Origin of the sequence: Lachnospira pectinoschiza (genome assembly GCF_020564355.1) — a bacterium.
Lineage (GTDB): Bacteria > Bacillota > Clostridia > Lachnospirales > Lachnospiraceae > Lachnospira > Lachnospira intestinalis.
The window spans coordinates 253,197-275,666 of the sequence record NZ_JAJCRR010000002.1; the positions used below are offsets into that span (position 1 = coordinate 253,197).

Annotated in this window: 19 protein-coding genes and 1 tRNA gene; 18 read left to right on the plus strand and 2 right to left on the minus strand. The window is 42.1% G+C overall.

Going from position 1 to position 22,470, the window contains the following annotated elements; all coding sequences use genetic code 11:
* Positions 1 to 46: 46 nt before the first annotated feature.
* Positions 47 to 120 (plus strand) — tRNA-Pro (locus LI288_RS04415).
* 156 nt (positions 121 to 276) lie between these two features.
* Here the strand turns inward: LI288_RS04415 and LI288_RS04420 are convergent.
* Positions 277 to 1,257, minus strand: coding sequence for a LysR family transcriptional regulator (locus LI288_RS04420; protein WP_227089567.1), 981 nt, complete (start codon positions 1,255 to 1,257; stop codon positions 277 to 279).
* Positions 1,258 to 1,437: 180 nt separating this feature from the next.
* On the opposite strand from LI288_RS04420, the gene leuC reads away from it, so the two are divergent.
* Together leuC and leuD are read left to right on the plus strand one after the other, a co-directional pair.
* Positions 1,438 to 2,703, plus strand: a complete 1,266-nt coding sequence (gene leuC, locus LI288_RS04425; protein ID WP_022432768.1) for a 3-isopropylmalate dehydratase large subunit — start codon at positions 1,438 to 1,440, stop codon at positions 2,701 to 2,703.
* A gap of 26 nt (positions 2,704 to 2,729) precedes the next feature.
* Positions 2,730 to 3,215 (plus strand): 3-isopropylmalate dehydratase small subunit, encoded by a 486-nt coding sequence (gene leuD, locus LI288_RS04430; protein WP_022432767.1) that lies wholly within the window; start codon positions 2,730 to 2,732, stop codon positions 3,213 to 3,215.
* 109 nt (positions 3,216 to 3,324) lie between these two features.
* Here the strand turns inward: leuD and LI288_RS04435 are convergent, their stop codons facing one another.
* Positions 3,325 to 4,158 (minus strand): hypothetical protein, encoded by an 834-nt coding sequence (locus LI288_RS04435; RefSeq protein ID WP_227089568.1) that lies wholly within the window; start codon positions 4,156 to 4,158, stop codon positions 3,325 to 3,327.
* A gap of 232 nt (positions 4,159 to 4,390) precedes the next feature.
* Between LI288_RS04435 and thrC the strand changes: the two genes are divergently transcribed.
* The 15 genes from thrC to LI288_RS04515 all read left to right on the plus strand — a co-directional run bounded on the left by thrC (position 4,391) and on the right by LI288_RS04515 (position 22,458).
* Complete coding sequence (thrC, locus tag LI288_RS04440; protein ID WP_227089569.1) at positions 4,391 to 5,878, plus strand: threonine synthase; 1,488 nt, start codon at positions 4,391 to 4,393, stop codon at positions 5,876 to 5,878.
* 131 nt (positions 5,879 to 6,009) lie between these two features.
* Positions 6,010 to 6,756, plus strand: a complete 747-nt coding sequence (locus LI288_RS04445; protein WP_227089570.1) for a CpsB/CapC family capsule biosynthesis tyrosine phosphatase — start codon at positions 6,010 to 6,012, stop codon at positions 6,754 to 6,756.
* Between the two features lie 6 nt (positions 6,757 to 6,762).
* The gene (locus tag LI288_RS04450) at positions 6,763 to 7,527 is read left to right on the plus strand and encodes a YveK family protein (protein WP_227089571.1); all 765 of its coding nucleotides are present in this window, start codon (positions 6,763 to 6,765) and stop codon (positions 7,525 to 7,527) included.
* Complete coding sequence (locus LI288_RS04455) at positions 7,527 to 8,237, plus strand: polysaccharide biosynthesis tyrosine autokinase (protein WP_227089572.1); 711 nt, start codon at positions 7,527 to 7,529, stop codon at positions 8,235 to 8,237. Before LI288_RS04450 ends, LI288_RS04455 begins: the two co-directional genes overlap by 1 nt.
* A 52-nt stretch (positions 8,238 to 8,289) precedes the next feature.
* Positions 8,290 to 9,024: a hypothetical protein gene (locus LI288_RS04460; protein ID WP_227089573.1), complete on the plus strand. Its 735-nt coding sequence runs from the start codon at positions 8,290 to 8,292 to the stop codon at positions 9,022 to 9,024.
* A 205-nt stretch (positions 9,025 to 9,229) separates the two neighbouring features.
* Positions 9,230 to 10,312 carry a heat-inducible transcriptional repressor HrcA gene (gene hrcA / locus LI288_RS04465; protein WP_022432761.1) on the plus strand — a complete coding sequence of 361 codons (1,083 nt, stop codon included), beginning with the start codon at positions 9,230 to 9,232 and terminating at the stop codon, positions 10,310 to 10,312.
* Between the two features lie 71 nt (positions 10,313 to 10,383).
* A complete protein-coding gene (gene grpE, locus LI288_RS04470; protein WP_264473923.1) occupies positions 10,384 to 10,974 on the plus strand; it encodes a nucleotide exchange factor GrpE in 591 nt (196 codons plus the stop codon).
* 43 nt (positions 10,975 to 11,017) lie between these two features.
* Positions 11,018 to 12,907: a molecular chaperone DnaK gene (gene dnaK, locus LI288_RS04475; RefSeq protein WP_022432759.1), complete on the plus strand. Its 1,890-nt coding sequence runs from the start codon at positions 11,018 to 11,020 to the stop codon at positions 12,905 to 12,907.
* An 85-nt stretch (positions 12,908 to 12,992) separates the two neighbouring features.
* Positions 12,993 to 14,123, plus strand: coding sequence for a molecular chaperone DnaJ (gene dnaJ, locus LI288_RS04480; RefSeq protein ID WP_227089574.1), 1,131 nt, complete (start codon positions 12,993 to 12,995; stop codon positions 14,121 to 14,123).
* A gap of 191 nt (positions 14,124 to 14,314) precedes the next feature.
* A complete protein-coding gene (locus tag LI288_RS04485) occupies positions 14,315 to 17,269 on the plus strand; it encodes an insulinase family protein (protein ID WP_227089575.1) in 2,955 nt (984 codons plus the stop codon).
* A gap of 274 nt (positions 17,270 to 17,543) precedes the next feature.
* Positions 17,544 to 18,497, plus strand: coding sequence for a GTPase Era (era, locus tag LI288_RS04495; RefSeq protein WP_440311443.1), 954 nt, complete (start codon positions 17,544 to 17,546; stop codon positions 18,495 to 18,497).
* Positions 18,498 to 18,512: 15 nt separating this feature from the next.
* Entirely contained in the window at positions 18,513 to 19,250 is a 738-nt protein-coding gene (recO, locus tag LI288_RS04500; protein ID WP_227089576.1) for a DNA repair protein RecO, read from the plus strand.
* 120 nt (positions 19,251 to 19,370) lie between these two features.
* A complete protein-coding gene (locus LI288_RS04505) occupies positions 19,371 to 20,207 on the plus strand; it encodes a pyridoxamine kinase (RefSeq protein ID WP_227089577.1) in 837 nt (278 codons plus the stop codon).
* Between the two features lie 24 nt (positions 20,208 to 20,231).
* On the plus strand, positions 20,232 to 20,834 hold the full coding sequence (locus LI288_RS04510) for a TIGR04100 family radical SAM protein (RefSeq protein ID WP_022432753.1): 603 nt from the start codon (positions 20,232 to 20,234) through the stop codon (positions 20,832 to 20,834).
* Positions 20,835 to 21,069: 235 nt separating this feature from the next.
* Complete coding sequence (locus tag LI288_RS04515; RefSeq protein ID WP_022432752.1) at positions 21,070 to 22,458, plus strand: glycine--tRNA ligase; 1,389 nt, start codon at positions 21,070 to 21,072, stop codon at positions 22,456 to 22,458.
* Positions 22,459 to 22,470 lie beyond the last annotated feature (12 nt).

The window sequence follows — 22,470 nt, forward strand, 5'->3', positions numbered from 1 at the left end:
CGTTGCAGCGATACATAATCAATTGATTCATCAATTAGCAGCATATCGGAATGTGGCTCAGCTTGGTAGAGCGCTTCGTTCGGGACGAAGAGGTCGCGTGTTCGAATCACGTCATTCCGATTCTTCAAGGATTTCAGTACGGATATGTGAGCAAATCCTTGGCAGGGGCGGGAGAGCCGGTTTAGAGTTCATCTAAACCGGCTCTCTTTTTGCACCCGGGAGCGCGATATGCGATACGGGAAACTGCTGTGTAAAGAGCGGCTGTGGTTCTAAACTTTACTTGTGCAGCAGTTTTGTCCACAGTTCTTTACTTCTTAAACTTCCTATATAATAGCTGTTAATTTTCGGTGTTTCAAAATCCAGAAGAGGAATCGTACGCAGTTTTTTATCTGCAAGCTCCTGTTCGATCATTTTGTCGGGCAGAAAGCTGTAACCGGTTGTGTTAATCAGATAGGGAATCAGTTTGGTGCTGTTGTCAATTTCAAACTTAAACTGATAGTGTGTCGGAAAGAGATTCCGGATAAATTCCCCAACGTCATTGAGTGCAAAGTTACACATCATATATTTAATAGAAGTCAGTTCTTCTTTTCGGATACCGTCCGCATGCAGCATATTATCATAACCGGTCGCAAGCACAAGATTGTCCGTGTGAAAATGGTGACATTCAAAGCCTGCGCGTACCAGCGGGACTGATGTAAAGACACAGTCTAAAATGCCGTCCATTAACAGCTGGATCATATCGGAAGAATGACCAATCGTGACTTTGACAGAGTGCTTTTTAGAAGCGCTTTCAAAGCCGGAAATCAGCGGAAACAGGTGACATTCATAAATGGAATTGGTCGAGCCGATGCGCAGACTGTTTTCGTAAGTGACGGAGGAGTGCATTTCCTTTAAAGAGGCTTCCTCCAATTCAACAATACGTGTGGCATATTTTAAGAAAATACGACCGTCTTCCGTAAGTGAAACATGTTTTTTATCGCGGTAAAACAGCGGCTTTCCGACTTCCTTTTCCAGCTCGCAGATACGCTTTGTTACGGTGGATTGGGAAATGTAGAGGGAAGTGGCGGTCTGCGAAAAACTGTTTAATTTGGCAAGGGTAATAAAGGTTTTTATGGATTGTGAATTCATGGCGCTCTCCTTATATTTTGAACAGGCATTAGGGAATGTATCAATATTCCAGTTATTGTTCAGAGCCAGCCTCCAAAATGCTTCACATTTTGTCGGTGTGGCGTATCCGCCAAATAGATTTTCAGCCATATTTGTTCACTCATGCGAGCATGGTTCACAAATATGCTTGAAAATCTGCCTGGCTCTGAACAGAAACATATTCCAAAAAGGAATTATAGTTATTTAAATAATTCTCTTTACAAATTTTACAGGATACGGCTATAATTAGTCAATAGAAGTCAATAGAAAAAGAAATGGAGGAACAGGTTCATGGGAATGACTATGACACAAAAGATTCTTGCGGCACACGCAGGTCTTTCAGAAGTAAAGGCAGGACAGCTGATTGAAGCGGATTTAGACCTTGTACTTGGAAATGATATTACATCTCCGGTTGCAATTCATGAGATGGATAAGATGACAGTAAAAACTGTATTTGATAAGGATAAGATTGCACTTGTACCGGACCATTTTGTACCGAATAAGGATATTAAGTCTGCCGAGCATTGCAAATGTGTCAGACAATTTGCGATGAAGCATGATATTACAAATTACTTTGAAGTGGGACAGATGGGTATTGAACATGCACTGCTTCCGGAACAGGGACTTACGGTTGCAGGCGACGTTATTATCGGTGCGGATTCACATACCTGTACATACGGTGCGCTCGGCGCATTTTCTACAGGTGTAGGTTCAACGGATATGGCTGCCGGCATGGCAACAGGCAAGGCATGGTTTAAAGTACCGTCTGCAATTAAATTTGTACTGACAGGCAAGCCAAAGAAGTGGGTCAGCGGAAAAGATGTTATTTTACATATTATCGGCATGATTGGCGTAGACGGCGCGCTGTATAAGTCTATGGAATTTACAGGAGACGGCATTGCCAATCTGACAATGGACGACCGTTTTACGATTGCAAACATGGCAATCGAAGCCGGCGGAAAGAACGGTATCTTCCCGGTTGACGATTTGACAAGAGCATATATGAAGGAACATTCAAAGAGACCGTTTGTAGAATATACAGCAGATGACGATGCAGAGTACGAACAGGTTATCAATATTGATTTATCAGAAATTGAACCGACAGTTTCTTTTCCGCATCTTCCTGAAAATACACATGTAGTAGGAAGCTTTGACGACATTAAGATTGACCAGGTCGTTATCGGTTCCTGCACAAACGGACGTATTGACGATTTACGCTGTGCGGCAAAGATTTTAGAAGGCAGAAAAGTGGCAAAGGGACTGCGTGTTATTGTTATTCCGGCAACACAGAAGATTTATATGCAGGCAATCGAAGAAGGACTGGTTCAGACATTTATCCGTGCAGGCGCAGTAGTCAGCACACCGACCTGTGGACCGTGTCTTGGCGGTTATATGGGTATCCTTGCAGAAGGAGAACGCTGTGTATCTACAACTAACCGTAACTTTGTAGGACGTATGGGACATGTAGACTCTGAAATTTATCTTGCGAGCCCGGCAGTTGCAGCAGCAAGTGCGGTTACAGGTAAAATCAGCCAGCCGTCAGACCTTGGATTATAAGAATCGTATCAGAATGGAGGAACAACATGAAAGCAGAAGGCAGAGTATTTAAGTATGGCGATAATGTAGATACAGATGTTATCATTCCGGCAAGATATCTGAATTCATCAGACCCGGCAGAACTCGCAACGCATTGTATGGAAGATATTGATAAGGATTTTGTAAAAAAGGTTCAGAAAGGCGACATTATCGTTGCCAATAAGAACTTTGGCTGTGGTTCATCCAGAGAACATGCGCCAATTGCAATTAAGGCAGCAGGTGTAAGCTGTGTTATTGCAGAAACCTTTGCAAGAATTTTCTACCGCAATTCCATCAATATCGGTCTTCCGATTATCGAATGTCCGGAAGCTGCAAAGGCAATTGAAGCCGGTGATGAGGTGGAAGTGGATTTTGACAGCGGCGTGATTACCGATAAAACAACAGGAAAGTCTTACACCGGTCAGGCATTTCCTGAATTTATGCAGAAGATTATCAAAGCAGAAGGTCTGATTAATTACATTAACCAGAAGTAAAATGATAAAAGTGTCTGTGCAGGCAGGTATCGCAGTATAATCTGTGTCTGCACAAAATAGTAAAAGCGGCAGAAATTCTTGAATCTATGATTTGAATTTCTGCCGCTTTTTAGTAAGTGAGTCCTAACTGTTCGATATAGCGGCGGAACCTGCGTGAAATTTTTACCGTATTATAAATAGAAGCGTATTCGATGTGGGACAGTCCTTCGATATAATTCCGGGTGTAGTTCTTAAAATCCGGCAGCTGTTCTGCAAGTAAATCAATGGCGCGGTTATAGGCAATCGCGGCTTCATTTTCCGACGTATAAGTGCCGATGGTATAGTTGCCGTTAATGTGGATACGGGTTCTGTATAAAATCCGTCCGTTTTTTTCAATCTGTTCTACGCCGTTGTACCGGTTGACAACGGCAACATTGGAATAGCGGAAATCGTGTTCGTCACCGTTGCGGAATAAATAATCCTTTCCTTTTACGGAGTGGCTGCGGATACCGAAGCGTGCTAAAATACTGGTCTGCATACCGAAGTCATTGACAAAAAAATAACCGCCGCGGCTCATGATTTTGTGTCCTGAATAGTAAAATAAATCTTCAATATCAAAAGTCAGCACAATTTCCGGTGAAAAAAAGTATAAAAAATATTTATCACACAGATAAACCGGTGTTTTAATATAAATGTTATTATCCCGGAGATTCAAAAGAATCATAAATTTTTCAAAAGCCAGTGCAGAAGTGCAGGAGGAGTAGCTTGTTATTTTTTCTGCAGCATTGACAAAATGGGAACTTTTTTCATCCCGCACAATGGCATTGGCTTCGGAATAGACGGCGGCAGCAGTCTTGTAATCGTCAAAGCTTCCAAGACTGATATGTTTATTCTGACAGGTCAGCGATACCCGGTAGTATTCGGTGCCGTCTTTTTTATATGCTGTATAAACCCCTGTTGCCATAACATCCTCTCCTTTTGTAGATATTTTAATGTATCCGGTTCTGCGATAAGAGTGGATTCGCGCTGCCTGCGTAAAAGCTCCCCCTCACGTATCTGTAAAAGATTGTAACATAAAATACATAAATACAAAATACCTTAAAAGCTATTGTGTTTCCAAAAATCCTGTTGTATAATGTCAACTGAATACTGTTTTAAGCAGAATTTGAATGAAAATATAAAGGTGGAAGAAAAGAATGAGTTTGTTTTACAGAAGTACCAGAGACGACAGCGTAAAGGTTACTGCATCACAGGCAATTTTAAAGGGTCTTGCGGCAGACGGTGGTTTATACGTACCGGAGCAGATTCCGGCATTGGATAAGAGCTTTGAAGAATTATCAAAGATGTCTTATCAGGAAGTGGCATATGAAGTGATGAAGCTGATGCTTGATGACTTTACAGAGGAAGAATTAAAGAACTGCATTAACAAAGCATATGATTCAAAGTTTGACACAAAGGTCATTGCACCGCTTGTAAAGGCTGATGGCGCATATTATTTAGAATTGTTCCACGGTTCAACAATTGCGTTTAAAGATATGGCATTATCCATTCTGCCACATTTACTGATTACTTCTGCAAAGAAAAACAACGTAAAGAATGAAATTGTAATTCTGACTGCAACTTCAGGAGATACAGGAAAGGCTGCTCTTGCAGGATTTGCTGACGTTAAAGGAACTAAGATCATCGTGTTCTATCCAAAGCATGGTGTCAGCCCGATTCAGGAAAAGCAGATGGTAACCCAGAAGGGTGACAATACCTATGTAATCGGTATCAATGGCAATTTTGATGATGCACAGACCGGTGTTAAGAAGATTTTCGGTGATAAAGAACTTGAAAAGGTCATGAATGAAGCCGGATACCAGTTCTCCTCTGCCAATTCTATCAATATCGGACGTCTGGTTCCGCAGATTGTTTACTATGTATATGCTTATGCACGCCTGCTCGCAGACGGTGAAGTAAAGGCAGGGGAAGCAATCAATGTGGTTGTGCCGACCGGTAACTTCGGTAATATTTTAGCAGCATTTTATGCAAAGAATATGGGACTTCCAATTCACAAACTGATTTGTGCTTCCAATGAAAATAAAGTACTGTATGATTTCTTTACAACCGGTACATATGACAGAAACAGAGAATTTGTCCTGACAACTTCTCCGTCAATGGATATTTTGATTTCAAGCAACTTAGAGCGTCTGATTTACCGTATTGCAGGTAACAGTGCTGAAAAGAATGCGTCACTTATGCAGTCCTTAAAGGAATCAGGAAAGTATGAAATTACAGATGATATGAAAGCACAGCTTTCGGACTTCTACGGTAATTACGCAACAGAAGCAGAAGATGCGGCAATGATTAAGAAGCTGTATGAAGATACAGGATATGTAATTGATACCCATACAGCTGTTGCGGCATCTGTATATGAGAAGTACCGGAAGGAAACCGGTGATACAACAAAGACAGTGATTGCATCAACAGCCAGCCCATATAAGTTTACAAGAAGCGTGATGGATGCGATTGACAATAAGTATGATGTAATGTCTGATTTTGAGCTGGTAGATGAGCTTTCAAAGCTTTCTAAGGTAAAAGTTCCGCAGGCGATTGAAGACATCAGAACAGCGCCGGTACTGCACGATACTATATGTGATGTTGATAAGATGTGCGATAATGTAAAAAGAATTTTACATATTTAATTAGATACATTCATTTGAATTGGAGTCATCTGACAGGGAAAAATGTCAGATGACCCCAATCTTTTGTTGCAAAAAAGTGATTTATGATATATAATGTCAAAGTTGCAGATTTTATAAAAGGAAACAGAATTATGAGAAAATTAACGACGTTTCATTATGTTGACATTCACAGCCATATTTTATATGGTGTCGATGACGGTCCGGATAATATTGAAACCAGTATTGAGATGATGAAAATTGCATATGATGAGGGTATTCGCAAGATTGTGGCAACACCACATTATCATCCTGGTAAATGTACAATGGGATACGAACAGCTGCGCAGAAATTTTGAACTGTTTAAAGAACAGATGAAAGATGTATGCCCTGAGATTGAACTGGCACTTGGCAGGGAAATTTATTATACTTCGGATATTTTAGATGATCTCGAAGCACAGGCGCATCTGACAATGGAAGATTCCAAGTATATTTTAATAGAATATCATCCGACTGTGGAATATTCTTATCTGCGTACCAGTATCAGCAATGTGATGCAGATGGGCTATATGCCTGTTATTGCGCATATTGAACGCTATATGTGCGTATTGGAAGACTGGAAGCTGGCTTTGGAATTAAAGAACATGGGGGCTGTCATTCAGGTGAATGCGGGTTCTGTTATCGGGGATTCCGGAAGTAAGGTGAAAAAGTTTATTAAAAGACTGTTAAAAGAAGAAATCGTGGATGTTATCGGAACAGATGCACACAGTAATGGAAGAAGATCGCCTAGAATTCAGGAATGCGCAAAGTATATCTGCCGCAAATTTGATGAGGATTATGCGAAGGCATTGCTGCGTGATAATGCAGAACGGATTCTTAAAGGTGAATATTTGGAGGACTAGAAGAATATGGAAAATTCGATGAAGAATAATGACGAAATTGAAATCGATTTACGACAGATTTTTATCGTTATTTTGAGTAAGATTGCAATTATTCTCTTAGTGGGAGTGATTTTCGGTCTGGCGGCATTTATTGGAAGTAAACTGCTTTTAAAGCCGGTGTATCGGTCACAGACGAGCCTGTATGTGTTAAATAAGCAGAGCCAGGGAACAACAACATTAAGTGATTTGCAGTCATCAACACAGCTGACACAGGATTATATGATTCTTGTAAAAAGCCGTACCGTAACAGAAAAGGTTATCAGTGACCTTGGGTTAAATACGACAAATGAAAAGCTTGCAAAGCAGATCAGCGTATCTACACCATCTGACAGCCGTGTGCTTGAAATTACGGTTTCTAACAACGACCAGTATGAAGCAAAAAGAATCGCAGATAAAGTAGCGGAAATTTCAGCAGATTCTATTTGTGATATTATGCAGATTGAAAAGGTCAATGTATTCGAGGAAGCGAATATTCCTGAAAAGCCGTCAAGCCCGAACTGTTTAAAAAATGCAATCATCGCATTTGTATTAGGCATGGTGCTTGCAATTGCCATTGTTGTTGTACGGTTTGTAATGAATGATACCATTAATACATCTGAAGATATTGAGAAATATCTTGGAATCAGTACCCTTGCATTGATTCCTTTATCAGAAGATTTAGATGACAGTGCGGAAGCTGCGGCAAAGAGAAAGAAGCGTAAGCACAGTTCTTCAAAGAAGGGAGATAAGTAATGCCTACAGTTAACATTGAAAGACTCAGAAAGTTAGATTACCGCTGTAACGAAGCTTATAAGACATTGAGAACCAATATCCAGCTGTGTGGTTCTGATATGAAAGTAATTATGTTTACAAGTTCTACACCGAATGAAGGAAAATCCAGTGTTTCTTTTAATCTGGCGGTATCGCTTGCAGAATCCGGCAAAAAGGTAATTTTCATTGATGCGGATTTAAGAAAATCCGTTCTTGTCGGCAGATATAAGATTAATAAGGCTATTAAGGGCCTCACTCATTTCCTGTCCGGCATGAATAAATTTGAAGAAGTGATTTGTACAACGAATGTAGATAATCTGTATGTGGTATTCTCCGGAATTGTTCCGCCAAATCCTTCGGAACTTTTGGCAAACAATTCATTTGATGCACTTGTAAAGGCACTCAGGGATACTTATGATTATGTGATTATTGATACACCGCCGCTTGGCAGTGTTACAGATGCAGCGATTGTCGCACAGAAATGTGACGGTGCAGTGCTGGTTGTAGCAGCACATATGGTCAATTACAAGTTCGTCCAGAAACAGTTAGAACAGCTTAAAATGACAAAGTGCAAGATTCTCGGAAGCGTTCTGAATAAAGTAGACCTTGCCGGAGATAGTTACTATGGCAAATACTATGGCAATTATTATGGCAAGTATTACGGCAATTACAGTCATGGTGATAAGGAATAATGCATAGCTGATATAACATGGAAGTTTAACCATTTCACGGAGGAGGAAACAAATGGAAAAAAAGCAGGGTGTTATTATAGCATTACTGGCTGTGTGCGTGTTCTTTTCGGTTATCATCGCGGCAATGTATCTGACCTCAGATAGAACTGCTCCGGTAATTACGGTAGATGAATCCAAGGTCAAACCGTATTCGGCAGAGCAGGGTGAAGAAGTGCTTAAAAGTTATGCGAAGGCAGTCGATGCAAAAGACGGTGATGTAAGTAGCAGTATTGTCATTGAGAATATCTATGTGATGCCGGATATGACAAGGGCAAAAGTGATTTTTGCGGCAAGAGACCATAATAATAATGTATCAAAATACAGTTATATGATTGCATATGAAGCGAGCCAAGAAGAAATTGAAGCAAAAGAACAGCTGACCCAGGCAGAAACAACCACGGCAGCCGAGACGGAAAAGACAGAGACAGACAGTACAAAGAATGCTTCAAAGACGACAGAAGCGGAAAAGACAACTGCAGAGAGCGAAGCAGAAACAACTGCAGGCGGACCAAAGATTGTTTTATCGGCAACAGAAGCGACGGTTGAAGCGGGAAACAGCTTTAATGTGATGAAGTATATTTCATCTATTACGGATGATAAAGATACAGAGGATACATTATCCAGAAGAATTATAGTTAACGGTACATACAGTACTTCAAAATCAGGTACATATACATTGGATGTATATTGTACGGATTCAGATCTGAATGAATCAAACCACGTGGCATTTACACTGAACGTTAAATAAGAAAAAAATCAGATAATCCCCGGAGAGCATGCTGCTTTTCCGGGGATTTCTGCTGTTCATCTGCAATTTATGTATTTTATAAATAATTTATAGAAAAAATTTGAGATTGTTGTTGACAATACGGGGGTGTAGTGATATTTTAAGTATATCGATATTAGCACTCCACCTAAATGAGTGCTAACAAGATAAGAAGGGAGCAGATGCCATGGAGCTGGATGATAGAAAATTAAAGATTTTAAAAGCTGTCATACAGAACTATCTTGAAACGGGTGAACCGGTTGGCTCAAGAACCATTTCAAAATATACCGATTTAAAATTAAGTTCGGCAACAATACGAAATGAGATGGCAGACCTCGAAGAATTAGGATACATTGTACAGCCGCATACCTCGGCAGGGCGGATTCCTACCGATAAAGGCTACCGCTTATATGTGGACGATTTAATGGCACAGAAAAAGCAGGAGTTAGAAGACCGGGAAAGCAAAGTGTCCGACAGAGAAAAAGAGGTTGATTCCATGCGGGATATTTTAAATGAAAAGGTAGACCGTGTAGAGGAACTGCTTCAGAATGTAGCAAAAGTTCTGGCAAAGGATACGAACTATGCAACAATGATTACAGCACCGCAGGTAAAAGGCAATAAGCTGAAATTCGTACAGCTTTCCCAATTGGAGAGTGATAAGATTTTAGCAGTTATTGTAATGGAAGGCAATATTATCCGTAATAAAGTGATTGATGTCAGTGAGGCACTTTCACAGGAAAATATTTTAAAGCTGAACATTCTGTTAAATACTACACTGACGGGGCTGACATTGGAACAGATGAATTTAAGCATTGTATCCAAGATGGAGAATCAGGCAGGAGAGCATATGCAGCTTGTTAAAGAAGTGCTGGATGCCATTGTTGAAGCAATCAGCAATGAAGACCAGTTAGAGATTTATACAAGCGGTGCAACGAATATTTTTAAGTATCCGGAATTAAGTGATTCTGTCAAAGCGAGTGAGCTTATATATACTTTGGAAGAAAAGCAGAGCCTTTCAGGATTGATTGCAGACCAGCAGTCGGGGAAAGACAAAGAAGCGGACGACCATGGTATTCAGGTATATATAGGAAATGAAACACCGGTTGCTTCCATGAAGGACTGCAGTGTTGTTACGGCAACCTATGAATTGCAGGACGGTTTGAAAGGGACAATCGGAATTATCGGACCAAAGCGGATGGATTATGAAAAGGTTGTAGAATCGTTAAAGACAATCCAGACGCAGATGGACGAGGTTTTTAAGAAAACATAGGAAAGGTTGGTAAGAAAGTGTCTAAAAAAGAAGAAAAGAAAAATAGCAAAGAGTCTGTCGATGATGTAAAGATGACAGAAAAAGACGCTGATGCCGCTAAAACTGCTGGAGCAGAAGACGATGGCACGCAGGCACAGAAAGAAAACACTGATGCCGAAAATCCGAAGGAAGCGAGTCAATCATCCGAATCGCAGTCTGCCGATGGAATAGATACAAAGAAAAAGGATGCGAAGGACGCATTGATTGAAGAACTTCAGGATAAAGTAAAACGCCAGATGGCGGAATTTGATAATTTCAGAAAGAGAACTGAGAAGGAAAAGTCTTCCATGTTTGAAATGGGTGCTTCCGATATGATTAAGAAGCTTCTTCCAATCGTTGATAACTTTGAAAGAGGTTTCAATTCAATTTCAGAAGAAGAAAGAGAAACACCATTTGCAAAGGGCATGGATATGGTCTATAAGCAGACCATGAAGATGTTAGAAGATTCTGATGTCAAGCCGATTGAAGCACTCGGCATGGAATTTAATCCTGAACTGCACAATGCAGTGATGCATGTGGAAGATGATTCAGTCGGTGAAGGAATTATCGTTGAAGAATTCGAAAAGGGTTACACATACAGAGAAACCGTAATCCGCCATTCAATGGTAAAGGTTGCAAATTAATCAGTAAATGATGGGCAGAAGCCCTTAAGAAAGGAAGATAACTATGGGAAAGATTATTGGTATTGACTTAGGTACTACAAACTCATGCGTAGCAGTTATGGAAGGCGGTAAGCCGGTTGTTATCGCAAACACAGAAGGTCTTAGAACAACACCTTCAATTGTTGCATTTACAAAGAACGGAGAAAGACTTGTTGGTGATCCTGCAAAGCGTCAGGCTGTAACAAATGCAGACAAGACAATTTCTTCTATTAAAAGACATATGGGTACTGATTACAAGGTGGAAATCGAAGGTAAGAAGTACTCACCACAGGAAATTTCAGCCATGATTTTACAGAAATTAAAAGCTGATGCTGAAAACTATTTAGGTGAAAAGGTAACGGAAGCCGTTATCACGGTTCCTGCTTATTTCAACGATGCACAGCGTCAGGCAACAAAGGATGCCGGTAAGATTGCAGGTCTTGATGTAAAGAGAATTATCAACGAGCCGACAGCTGCAGCTTTAGCTTACGGTCTTGATAACGAAAACGAACAGAAGATTATGGTATATGACCTCGGTGGTGGTACATTCGATGTGTCTATTATCGAAATCGGTGACGGCGTTATCGAAGTTCTTGCAACAGCAGGTAACAACAGACTCGGTGGTGATGACTTTGATAATGTAATCACACAGTATATGTTAGAGGACTTCAAGGCAAAGGAAGGCGTAGACCTTTCTAAGGATACAATGGCACTCCAGAGATTAAAGGTTGCAGCAGAACAGGCTAAGAAGGAATTATCAAGCGCTACAACAACCAATATCAACCTGCCATATATTACTGCAACAGCAGAAGGTCCAAAGCATTTTGATATGACTCTTACAAGAGCTAAATTTGATGAATTAACACATGAACTGGTTGAAAAGACAGCAGAACCTGTACGTAACGCATTAAATGATGCAGGTCTTACCGCTTCAGACCTTTCAAAGGTACTCTTAGTCGGTGGTTCTACAAGAATTCCTGCTGTACAGGATAAGGTAAAACAGCTCACAGGCCATGAACCAAGCAAGACTTTAAATCCTGATGAATGTGTTGCAATCGGTGCATCTATCCAGGGTGGTAAGTTAGCAGGAGATGCCGGTGCCGGTGAAATCCTTCTTCTGGATGTTACACCTCTGTCACTTTCTATCGAAACAATGGGCGGTATTGCTACAAGACTGATTGAGAGAAATACAACAATTCCTACAAAGAAGAGCCAGATTTTCTCAACAGCAGCAGATAACCAGACAGCCGTTGATATCAACGTTGTACAGGGTGAAAGACAGTTCGCGAAGGATAACAAGTCCCTTGGACAGTTCAGACTGGATGGTATTCCGCCGGCAAGACGTGGCGTACCTCAGATTGAAGTTACATTCGATATCGATGCCAACGGTATTGTAAATGTATCTGCTAAGGATTTAGGAACAGGTAAGGAACAGCATATTACAATCACAGCAGGTTCTAATATGTCTGATGAAGATATCGATAAGGCAGTTAAGGAAGCTGCTGAGTACGAAGCACAGGATAAGAAACGTAAGGAAGCGATTGAAGTCCGCAACGATGCAGATTCAATGGTATTCCAGACACAGAAAGCCTTAGATGAAGCCGGAGATAAGTTAGATGCAAATGATAAGGCAGCTGTAGAAGCAGACTTAAATGCATTAAAGGCACTTGTTGAGGGCAGCGATGCTGAAAACATGACAGATTCACAGGTAGATGAAATTAAGGCAGCAAAAGAAAAGTTAATGGAAAGCGCCCAGAAGCTTTTCGCTAAGCTTTATGAAGCACAGCAGGCAGCCGGTGCTGGAGCAGCCGGTGCAGGTCCTGATATGGGAGCCGGTGCTGGTGCAGATGCCGGAGCAGCCGGTGCAAATCCTTACGGTGATGACGTTGTTGATGGTGATTACAAGGAAGTATAAGGTTTGAAACATTTGCTTCAGGTAAAACTGCATGGGGGAATTTCCCTCATGCAGTTTTAAGCGTATAAAAAGAAAGGTAAAAGTTATGGCAGATAAAAGAGATTATTATGAGGTCTTAGGCGTTTCACGCGATGCAGACGATGCGACCATCAAAAAGGCATACCGTAAGCTTGCAAAAAAATACCACCCGGATATCAATCCCGGAGATAAAGAAGCGGAAGCAAAGTTTAAGGAAGCTTCGGAAGCATATGCTGTATTAAGTGATGCACAGAAAAGAAAGCAGTATGACCAGTTTGGTCATGCGGCCTTTGAAAATGGCGGCGGCGGTGGCGCAGGCGGTTTTGATTTCGGCGATATGGGCGACATTTTCGGCGATATTTTCGGCGGCGGTGACATCTTTGGCGATTTATTCGGCGGCGGAAGAAGACGTAACAGCAACGGTCCGATGCGCGGCGCTGATGTAAGAACAACCGTTAGAATTACATTTGCAGAATCCGTAACCGGTACAAGCAAAAAGATCGATGTGAATTTAAAAGAAACCTGTACAAAGTGTAACGGAAGCGGTGCAAAGCCGGGAACACAGCCTGAAACCTGTGGTAAGTGCGGCGGTAAGGGTAAGATTGCCTATACACAGCAGTCTATTTTAGGCATGGTAAGAAATGTACAGCCATGTCCGGACTGTCACGGAACCGGCAAGATTATTAAAGAGAAGTGTCCGGACTGCTATGGCACAGGTTACATCAGCACAAAGAAGACGATTGAAGTCACAATTCCTGCGGGTATTGACAACGGTCAGTGTGTCAGAATCCAGGGTAAGGGCGAACCGGGTACGAACGGCGGCGCAAGAGGTGATTTACTGGTAGCAGTGATGATTGCCGCAGAACCTGGCTTTGAACGTGACGGCTACAACATTTTCTCAAATGTGACAATCAGCTATCCGACGGCTGTTCTTGGCGGTGAAGTTAAGGTAAAGACGGTTGACGGTGAAGTGCTTTATGAAGTAAAGCCGGGAACGGCATCCGGCACGAGAGTCCGTTTAAGAGGAAAAGGTATGCCGACACTGCGCAACAAAAATGTGCGCGGCGACCACTACATTACACTGGTTGTTGATATTCCGACAAAGCTTACCAACGAACAGAAAGAAGCCCTTGCAGTATATGATAAGCTGCTGACAGGTGAAGAAAAGCATATTAAGAAAAAAGGTTTTTTTAAGTAAAATAAACTTAATATATAAAGGGACAGTACAGCGTAGTGCTTTTTGCTTAAAATCTGCGCATACTGTCCTTTTTATGTCTGCGAACTGTGCAGCAGTCTTGCATAGATGCCCGTATTTGTGGTATATTAATTTATTATGATGCGCCTGAAATATGGGCGGCAGGTATGATTAAATGGAAATGAGGGCTATCAATGGATTTAAAAGAAATAACTACAGCATTGGATCAGCTGGATTTAAGTAAATACGAACTGATAAAAAAAGAAGAAATTGCAGATATTCATTCGGCAGGACTGCTGTTAAAGCATAAGAAAAGCGGTGCAAGAGTTGTTGTGCTGTCTAATGACGATGAAAATAAGGTGTTTTCCATCGGCTTTAAGACACCGCCGTTTAACGATACGGGACTTCAGCACATTATGGAACATTCCACACTGTGCGGCTCCAGAAAATATCCGGTCAAAGACCCGTTTGTGGAATTGTGCAAGGGCTCATTAAATACATTTTTAAATGCAATGACCTACCCGGACAAGACGGTGTATCCGGTGGCAAGCTGTAATCTGGCAGATTTTAAGAATATTACGGATGTCTATATGGATGCGGTATTTTATCCGAATATCTATCAGAGAGAGCAGATTTTTAAGCAGGAGGGCTGGCATTACGAATTAGACAGTATCGACAGTCCGTTAAAGTACAACGGTGTTGTGTTTAATGAAATGAAAGGCGTATATTCCTCACCGGACGATGTGCTTTCCAGAGATACGTTTGTATCTTTATTTCCGGATACGGCATACCGTTTTGAATCCGGTGGAGAACCGTCGCATATCCCGGAACTTTCTTATGAAGATTTTCTGGCATACCACAAAAAATGGTATCACCCGGCGAACAGTTATATCTATCTGTACGGTGATTTTGATGTGCAGGAGCGCCTTGATTATCTGGATAACGAATATTTAAAGAATTTTGATGCAAACGATGTGCAGATTGATGCGGATATCGCGATGCAGAGGCCGTTTGATATATTAAAGGAAGAAACACATTACTATGCGGTGACAGAAGATGAACCGCTTGAGAATAATACTTATTTATCTTACAACAAGGTGGTCGGAACGGCACTGGATAAAAAGCTGTATCTTGCAATGCAGATATTAGATTACGTGCTGGTTATGGCGCCGGGGGCTAAGTTAAAGCAGGCATTGATTGATAAAGGAATTGGAACGGACATTTACAGCAGTCTGGAATCCTCCGTATTACAGCCGGTTTATTCAATTGTTGCCAAAAATGCGGAAGAATCCCAGAAGAAGGCATTTGTTGATACGATTGAAGAAGTGCTGCGTGATATTGCAAAAAACGGTATTGACAAACGTATGGCACTTGCGGGCATGAATTATTATGAATTTAAGTTCCGTGAAGCGGACTACGGGGCATACCCGAAGGGACTGATGTATTATCTGACGATGATGGACAGCTGGCTTTACGATGAAAATGAACCGTTTATCCATGTTCAGGCACTGGATACATTTGCACAGCTTCGCAAAGAACTGGACGAGGGGCTTTTTGAAGAGCTGATTCAGAAATATTTACTTGACAACAGCCATGGCAGTCTGATTGCATTAGTGCCAAAGCGCGGACTGGAAGAAGAAAAAGCGGCAGAGGAAGCAAAGCGGCTTGAAACGTATAAAAACAGTCTTTCAAAGGAAGAGCTGGAAGCCATTGTGGCAGATACGGCGGCATTAAAGGCTTATCAGGACGAGCCGTCCCCACAGGAAGAACTCGAACGGATTCCGATGTTAAAGCTGTCAGACATTGAAAGAGAGCCGGCAAAGCTTTATATTGATAAAAAGAGTATTGCAGATGTGGATGTGATTCATCACAACCTGTTTACGAATCAGATTGCGTATCTGATGCTGGCATTTGACTGTAAGAAAGTGCCGGACGAACTGCTTCCGTATGTGGGGCTGTTAAGCTCTGTTCTGGGGCTTATGGATACGCATAAGCATACCTACCCGGAATTAACGAATGAAATCAACATCAATTCCGGTGGGATAGCTACGGACGCGGCTATTTATACGGACAGTAAAGACTTTTCAAAATACACGGTCATGTATGAAGTCAAGGGCAAGGTTTTATATGAAAAACTGCCGTTTGTACTGGAAATGATGCATGAAATCATTTATGAAACAAAGTTTGAAGATGAAAAGCGTCTGCGTGAGATTATTGCACGGATTAAGTCGAGAATGGAAAGCAATATGACAGGAAGCGGGCATACCGTGGCAATGCTTTCGGCAATGGCACAGTTCTCACCGTCCAGCTACTATTCTGACATCCTGCGCGGATATCAGTATTATGAGTTTATCGAAAAGGCAGACCGGGATTTTGACAGTATGAAAGAAATGCTTGCTGAGAATTTGAAGCGTACAGCGGCGCTGATTTTTACAAAGGAAAATCTGACGGTCAGCTTTACGGCAGAAGATGACGGACTGGAGCTGTTACAAAAGCCGATGACGGAATTTGTTGCAAAACTGGCACAGTTACAGGAAAAAGATGCGGTAAGAACCTTTAGACCGGTAAAGGAAAAAACAGCGTATACTTCTTCATCACAGGTACAGTACGTGGCAAGATGCGGTAACTACCGTAAGGCAGGGTATGAGTATACAGGGGCATTAAAGGTGCTTAAAATTATATTCTCGTATGATTACCTGTGGTTAAATGTCCGTGTAAAGGGCGGTGCATACGGCTGCATGAGCGGATTTTACCGCAATGGCGATACGTACATGGTATCGTACCGTGACCCGAATCTCGCCGAAACCAACGCCATCTTTGAGCAGGCAGCAGAATATGTGCGCCGGTTTGATGTCAGTGAGAGGGATATGGTGAAGTTCATCATCGGAACAATCGGCGGCATGGATACACCGATGAATCCGGCATCAAAGGGCGTGCGTTCCTTCGGTGCATATATCTGTCATACAGAATACGCACAGTTAAAAAAGGAACGTGAGGAAGTGTTAAATGCGACAAAAGAGTCCATTCGAGCATTAGCGCCGCTCATTGAAACCGCGGTTTCACAGGACTATCTGTGTGTAGTCGGCAATAATGCTAAAATCCGTGAAAATGAGCAGATGTTTGAAAAAATAGAACCATTATTCTTATGATGTCAGGGGACAAAGGTCTGAACCCACATGAGCTTGCTCATAAGTGGGTAAAAGACCTTGGGACCCGCCCGCTATTCGCATAAAAGCGGGACGGAAGTCCTGCGATATGCGAATAGCGGTGTGAATTGTGGGAGTGTGTAGCACGGAACAATTCACAGACATCATAGCCTGGAGCATTTTGCTCCGCAAAAACAAGGAGGCAAATCCTCTCCTCGCCATAGAGGCTCGGATTTTTGCTTCGCAAAAACAAGGAGGATTTATGAATTTAGATGAAATGCTGGCGGCAAGCGGTATCAGCGGTGGTGCGGCTGCGGTCAATGGAAATACAAAATCGGGCTTTGTAACATTTGTGGGACGTCCGAATGTCGGGAAATCGACACTGATGAACCGGTTAATTGGACAGAAAATTGCGATTACATCCAATAAGCCGCAGACAACCCGTAACAAAATACAGACAGTTTTTACCGATGAACGCGGGCAGATTGTATTTGTTGATACACCGGGTATTCACAAGGCAAAAAATAAGCTGGGTGAATATATGGTCGGTGCGGCAGAAAAAACGATTGGTGAAGTCGATGTGATCTGCTGGCTGGTAGAACCGACAACGTTTATCGGTGCAGGAGAACAGCACATTATTGAAAAGTTAAAAAAGGTGAAAGCACCGGTTATTTTAGTCATTAACAAGGTGGATACGATTAAGAAAGAAGAAATTCTGCCGGTTATTGACCGCTATAAAAATGAAGTGGATTTTGTGGAAATTATTCCGGTTTCCGCAAGAAACGGCGACAATACCGATGATTTAATCAATGCGATTTTCCAGTATCTGCCGTACGGTCCGATGTATTATGACGAAGATACGATTACAGACCAGCCGATGCGCCAGATTGTATCCGAGCTGATTCGTGAAAAGGCACTGCATGCCTTAAACGAGGAAATTCCACATGGAATCGCGGTTGTCATTGACAGCATGAAAGAAAGAAAATCCCCGAAGGGTGTAATTACGGATATTCAGGCAACGATTATCTGTGAGCGTGATTCGCACAAGGGTATCATTATCGGCAAGGGTGGTCAGATGTTAAAGAAAATCGGTGCCAATGCCCGTTATGAAATTGAACGCCAGTTAGAAACAAAGGTAAACCTCCAGCTTTGGGTAAAGGTAAAAAAAGAATGGCGCGACAGTGATATTCTGATTAAAAACTTCGGATATGACAAGAAAAAAGACGAATAGCAGATGTGAAGCGGTATGGGAGATATTACAGAAGTAACCGGCATGATTTTATCGTCTATGCCGGTCGGTGAATTTGACAGGCGGGTGGTGCTGCTGACCAAAGAGCGCGGAAAGATTTCCGCTTTTGCCAAGGGTGCAAGAAAACCAAACAGTCCGCTGGTGGGAATTACCCGTGCCTTTGTATTCGGAACGTTTCAGGTCTATGAAGGGAGAACTTCCTATACGATACGGCAGGCGTCCATTACACATTACTTTGAGGCGGTTATTTCGGATCTGGATGCGGTCTGCTATGCCTGTTATTTTGCAGAGATTGCGGATTATTACGGCAGGGAAAATCTTGATGCGGCAGATATGCTCAATCTCCTATATGTTTCGTTAAAGGCGCTGGCAAATAAAAAGATTCCGGATACACTGGTAAAATGTATTTTTGAATTAAGAATGATTGCCTTAAACGGCGAGTGTCCGGAAGTGTTTGCATGTAAGAATTGCGGCGGTACACAGGACTTAGATACGTATTCGATGACGGCGGACGGCATTTACTGCCATGCGTGTCACGGACAGGCGCCGGACGGCATACAGTTAGAAGAATCTACCGTATACACGCTCCAGTATATTGTCACGGCACCGCTTGAAAAGCTGTATACGTTTACAGTCAGTGAAAATGTACTCACGGAATTGAAAATGGTTTTAAAGCGTATCTGTGCAAAGCACTTGGATAAGCAGATGAAATCCGAAGCCATGCTGCCGGGGTAAAGTAAGCCGGGATACAGGACACGGACATATGTTCGTGCTCCGCGTTTCGGATATGTGCCTGTAAAATGACGGACTGCGGCAGAGCCGTACAGAAATAAGAATAAAAAGAGGATAAAGGATATGTCAGATATGTCACACAATCATCAGAAGAAAATAGCGGTTATCAACGATATGTCCGGGTTTGGGCGTTGTTCAATTGCTGTGGAGCTGCCGGTCATTTCGGCAATGAAGGTTCAGTGCTGTCCACTGCCAACGTCGATTTTTTCCAATCACACGGGTTTTGAAAGCTTCTTTTTTGATGATTATACAGATAAAATGGAAGACTATATGCAGGAGTGGGTGAAACTGGGATTGCAGTTTAACGGCATCTGCACGGGCTTTTTAGGCTCGGCACGTCAGATACGGATTGTGGAGCATTTTCTGTCACTGTTTCAGACAAAAGACAACATTACCATTATCGATCCGGTGATGGGCGATTACGGAAAAATGTATCCGACCTATACGCAGGAAACCTGTGAAGAAATGAAAAAGCTGGTGACACATGCGGATATTTTAACACCGAATCTGACAGAAGGCTGTATCCTTTCCGGAATGGCATATCATGAAAGCTGGACAAAAAAAGAGCTGACCCATATGGCAAAGCTTTTAGCGGAAAAAGGACCGGAAAAAATTGTTATCACAGGTATCCAGCAGGGAAAATATGTGGCGAATTTCTGTTATGAAATGGGGCAGGAGGGCTATTTTATCAAGACTGAAAAGGCAGGGATGTCCCGTTCCGGCACGGGTGATATTTTCAGTGCCATTATTGCGGCAGATGCGGTCAACGGTGTGGATTTCCACGATTCGGTGAAAAAAGCATCCGCATTTATTAAAAAATGTATTTTGAAATCTATGGAAATGGACATTCCGCTGACAGACGGTGTCTGCTTTGAGGAACTGCTCACTACCTTAAAATAAAGATATGGAAAAGGAGATTATACGATGGAAATTCTTTATAAGGTACATAATAATCTGTACGTCAATCTAACAAATAAATGTCCGTATGCCTGTACGTTCTGTCTGAGGCAGACGATGGACAGAATCGGAGAATCCGACAGACTGTGGCTGGAAAGAGAGCCGTCTGTGGAAGAAGTAAAAAAAGAATTTGAAAAGTTTGATATGACACAGTACAACGAAGTGGTGTTTTGCGGCTTTGGTGAGCCGACAGAGCGTTTTGATGCGTTAAAAGAGATTGCGGCATTTGTCAAAGAAAAATATAACAAGCCTATCCGTATCAATACCAACGGTGCAGGCAGTCTGATTAACGGACGTGACATCGCACCGGAATTAAAGGGACTTGTAGACACGGTATCCGTCAGCTTAAACCATCCGGAAAAAGAGGAGTATTTAAAGCTCGTCAGAAGTAAATTCGGGGAAGAATCCTTTGATGCGATGCTTTCATTTGCAAAAGCGTGTACAAAATACGTACCGCATGTTGTTATGACAACCGTAGATACGACCATCAGTCACGAACAGGAAGCACAGTGTCAAAAGATTTGCGATGAAATCGGCGCGGCATACAGAATCCGCCCGTGGGAAGACTAGTGTGAACAATCCTTAAATCAAAGATTGTTCACACGGATATTTGAGCTGTGAACAGCACAAATATCCATATATAGTAATCGCGGCTTTGTAAGAAAGCCGCTCAGAAGAAGAATATGGTCTTGTCAGAATGATAAAAATAGTATAAAATTGTTGCATGTTTATGCGGAGTGTAAGTGCATAAAAGAAAAAGGATAGAGAAGAATGAGCCGCAGGTGCGGAGGAATGGAGATTAGAAATGGAAAAGACAATGGAAAAGATTGTAGCCTTAGCAAAGGCAAGAGGATTTGTGTATCCGGGTTCAGAAATTTACGGTGGACTTGCTAATACATGGGACTACGGCAATCTGGGTGTAGAATTAAAGAATAATGTGAAAAAAGCATGGTGGCAGAAGTTCGTTCAGGAAAGTCCGTACAATGTCGGCGTGGACTGTGCAATTTTAATGAACCCTCAGACATGGGTTGCTTCAGGGCACCTTGGCGGATTCTCTGATCCGTTAATGGATTGTAAGGAATGTCATGAAAGATTCCGTGCCGATAAGCTGATTGAAGACTGGGCAGATGAGAATAAGTTTGATTTAGGCGGTTCTGTAGACGGCTGGACACAGGAACAGATGAAGAATTTCATTGACGAACACGAAATCAACTGTCCGACCTGCGGAAAGCACAACTTTACAGAAATCAGACAGTTTAACCTGATGTTTAAGACATTCCAGGGTGTTACGGAAGATGCAAAGAATACCGTTTATTTAAGACCGGAAACAGCACAGGGTATTTTCGTCAACTTTAAAAATGTACAGAGAACATCCAGAAAGAAAGTACCGTTTGGTATCGGTCAGATTGGTAAGTCTTTCAGAAATGAAATTACACCGGGTAACTTCACATTCCGTACCAGAGAATTTGAACAGATGGAACTTGAATTCTTCTGCAAGCCGGGAACAGACTTGGAGTGGTTTACATATTGGAGACAGTACTGCATCGACTGGTTACAGAAGCTGGGAATCAAGGAAGATGAAATGCGTGCAAGAGATCATTCTCCGGAAGAATTATGCTTCTACAGCAAGGGAACAACGGATATTGAATTCTTATTCCCATTCGGCTGGGGCGAGCTCTGGGGTATTGCCGACAGAACAGATTACGATTTGACACAGCATCAGACCGTATCCGGTGAAGATATGTCTTATTTTGATGATGAAGCAAAGGAAAAGTACATTCCATACGTTATCGAGCCTTCACTGGGGGCAGACCGAGTAACACTTGCATTCCTGTGTTCTGCATATGATGAGGAAGAATTAGAAGGCGGTGACGTAAGAACCGTGCTTCATTTCCATCCGGCACTGGCACCGGTTAAAATCGGTGTGCTTCCGCTGTCTAAGAAGTTAAATGAAGGCGCAGAAAAGGTGTTTGCTGAACTTTCAAAGACTTATAACTGTGAATTCGATGACAGAGGAAATATCGGTAAGAGATACAGAAGACAGGATGAAATCGGTACACCGTTCTGCATTACATACGACTTTGATTCAGAAGAAGATAATGCCGTAACGGTACGTGACAGAGATACAATGGAACAGGAACGTGTAAAGATTGCTGATTTAAAGGCATATTTCGCAGACAAATTTACATTTTAATATGTGAGAGGA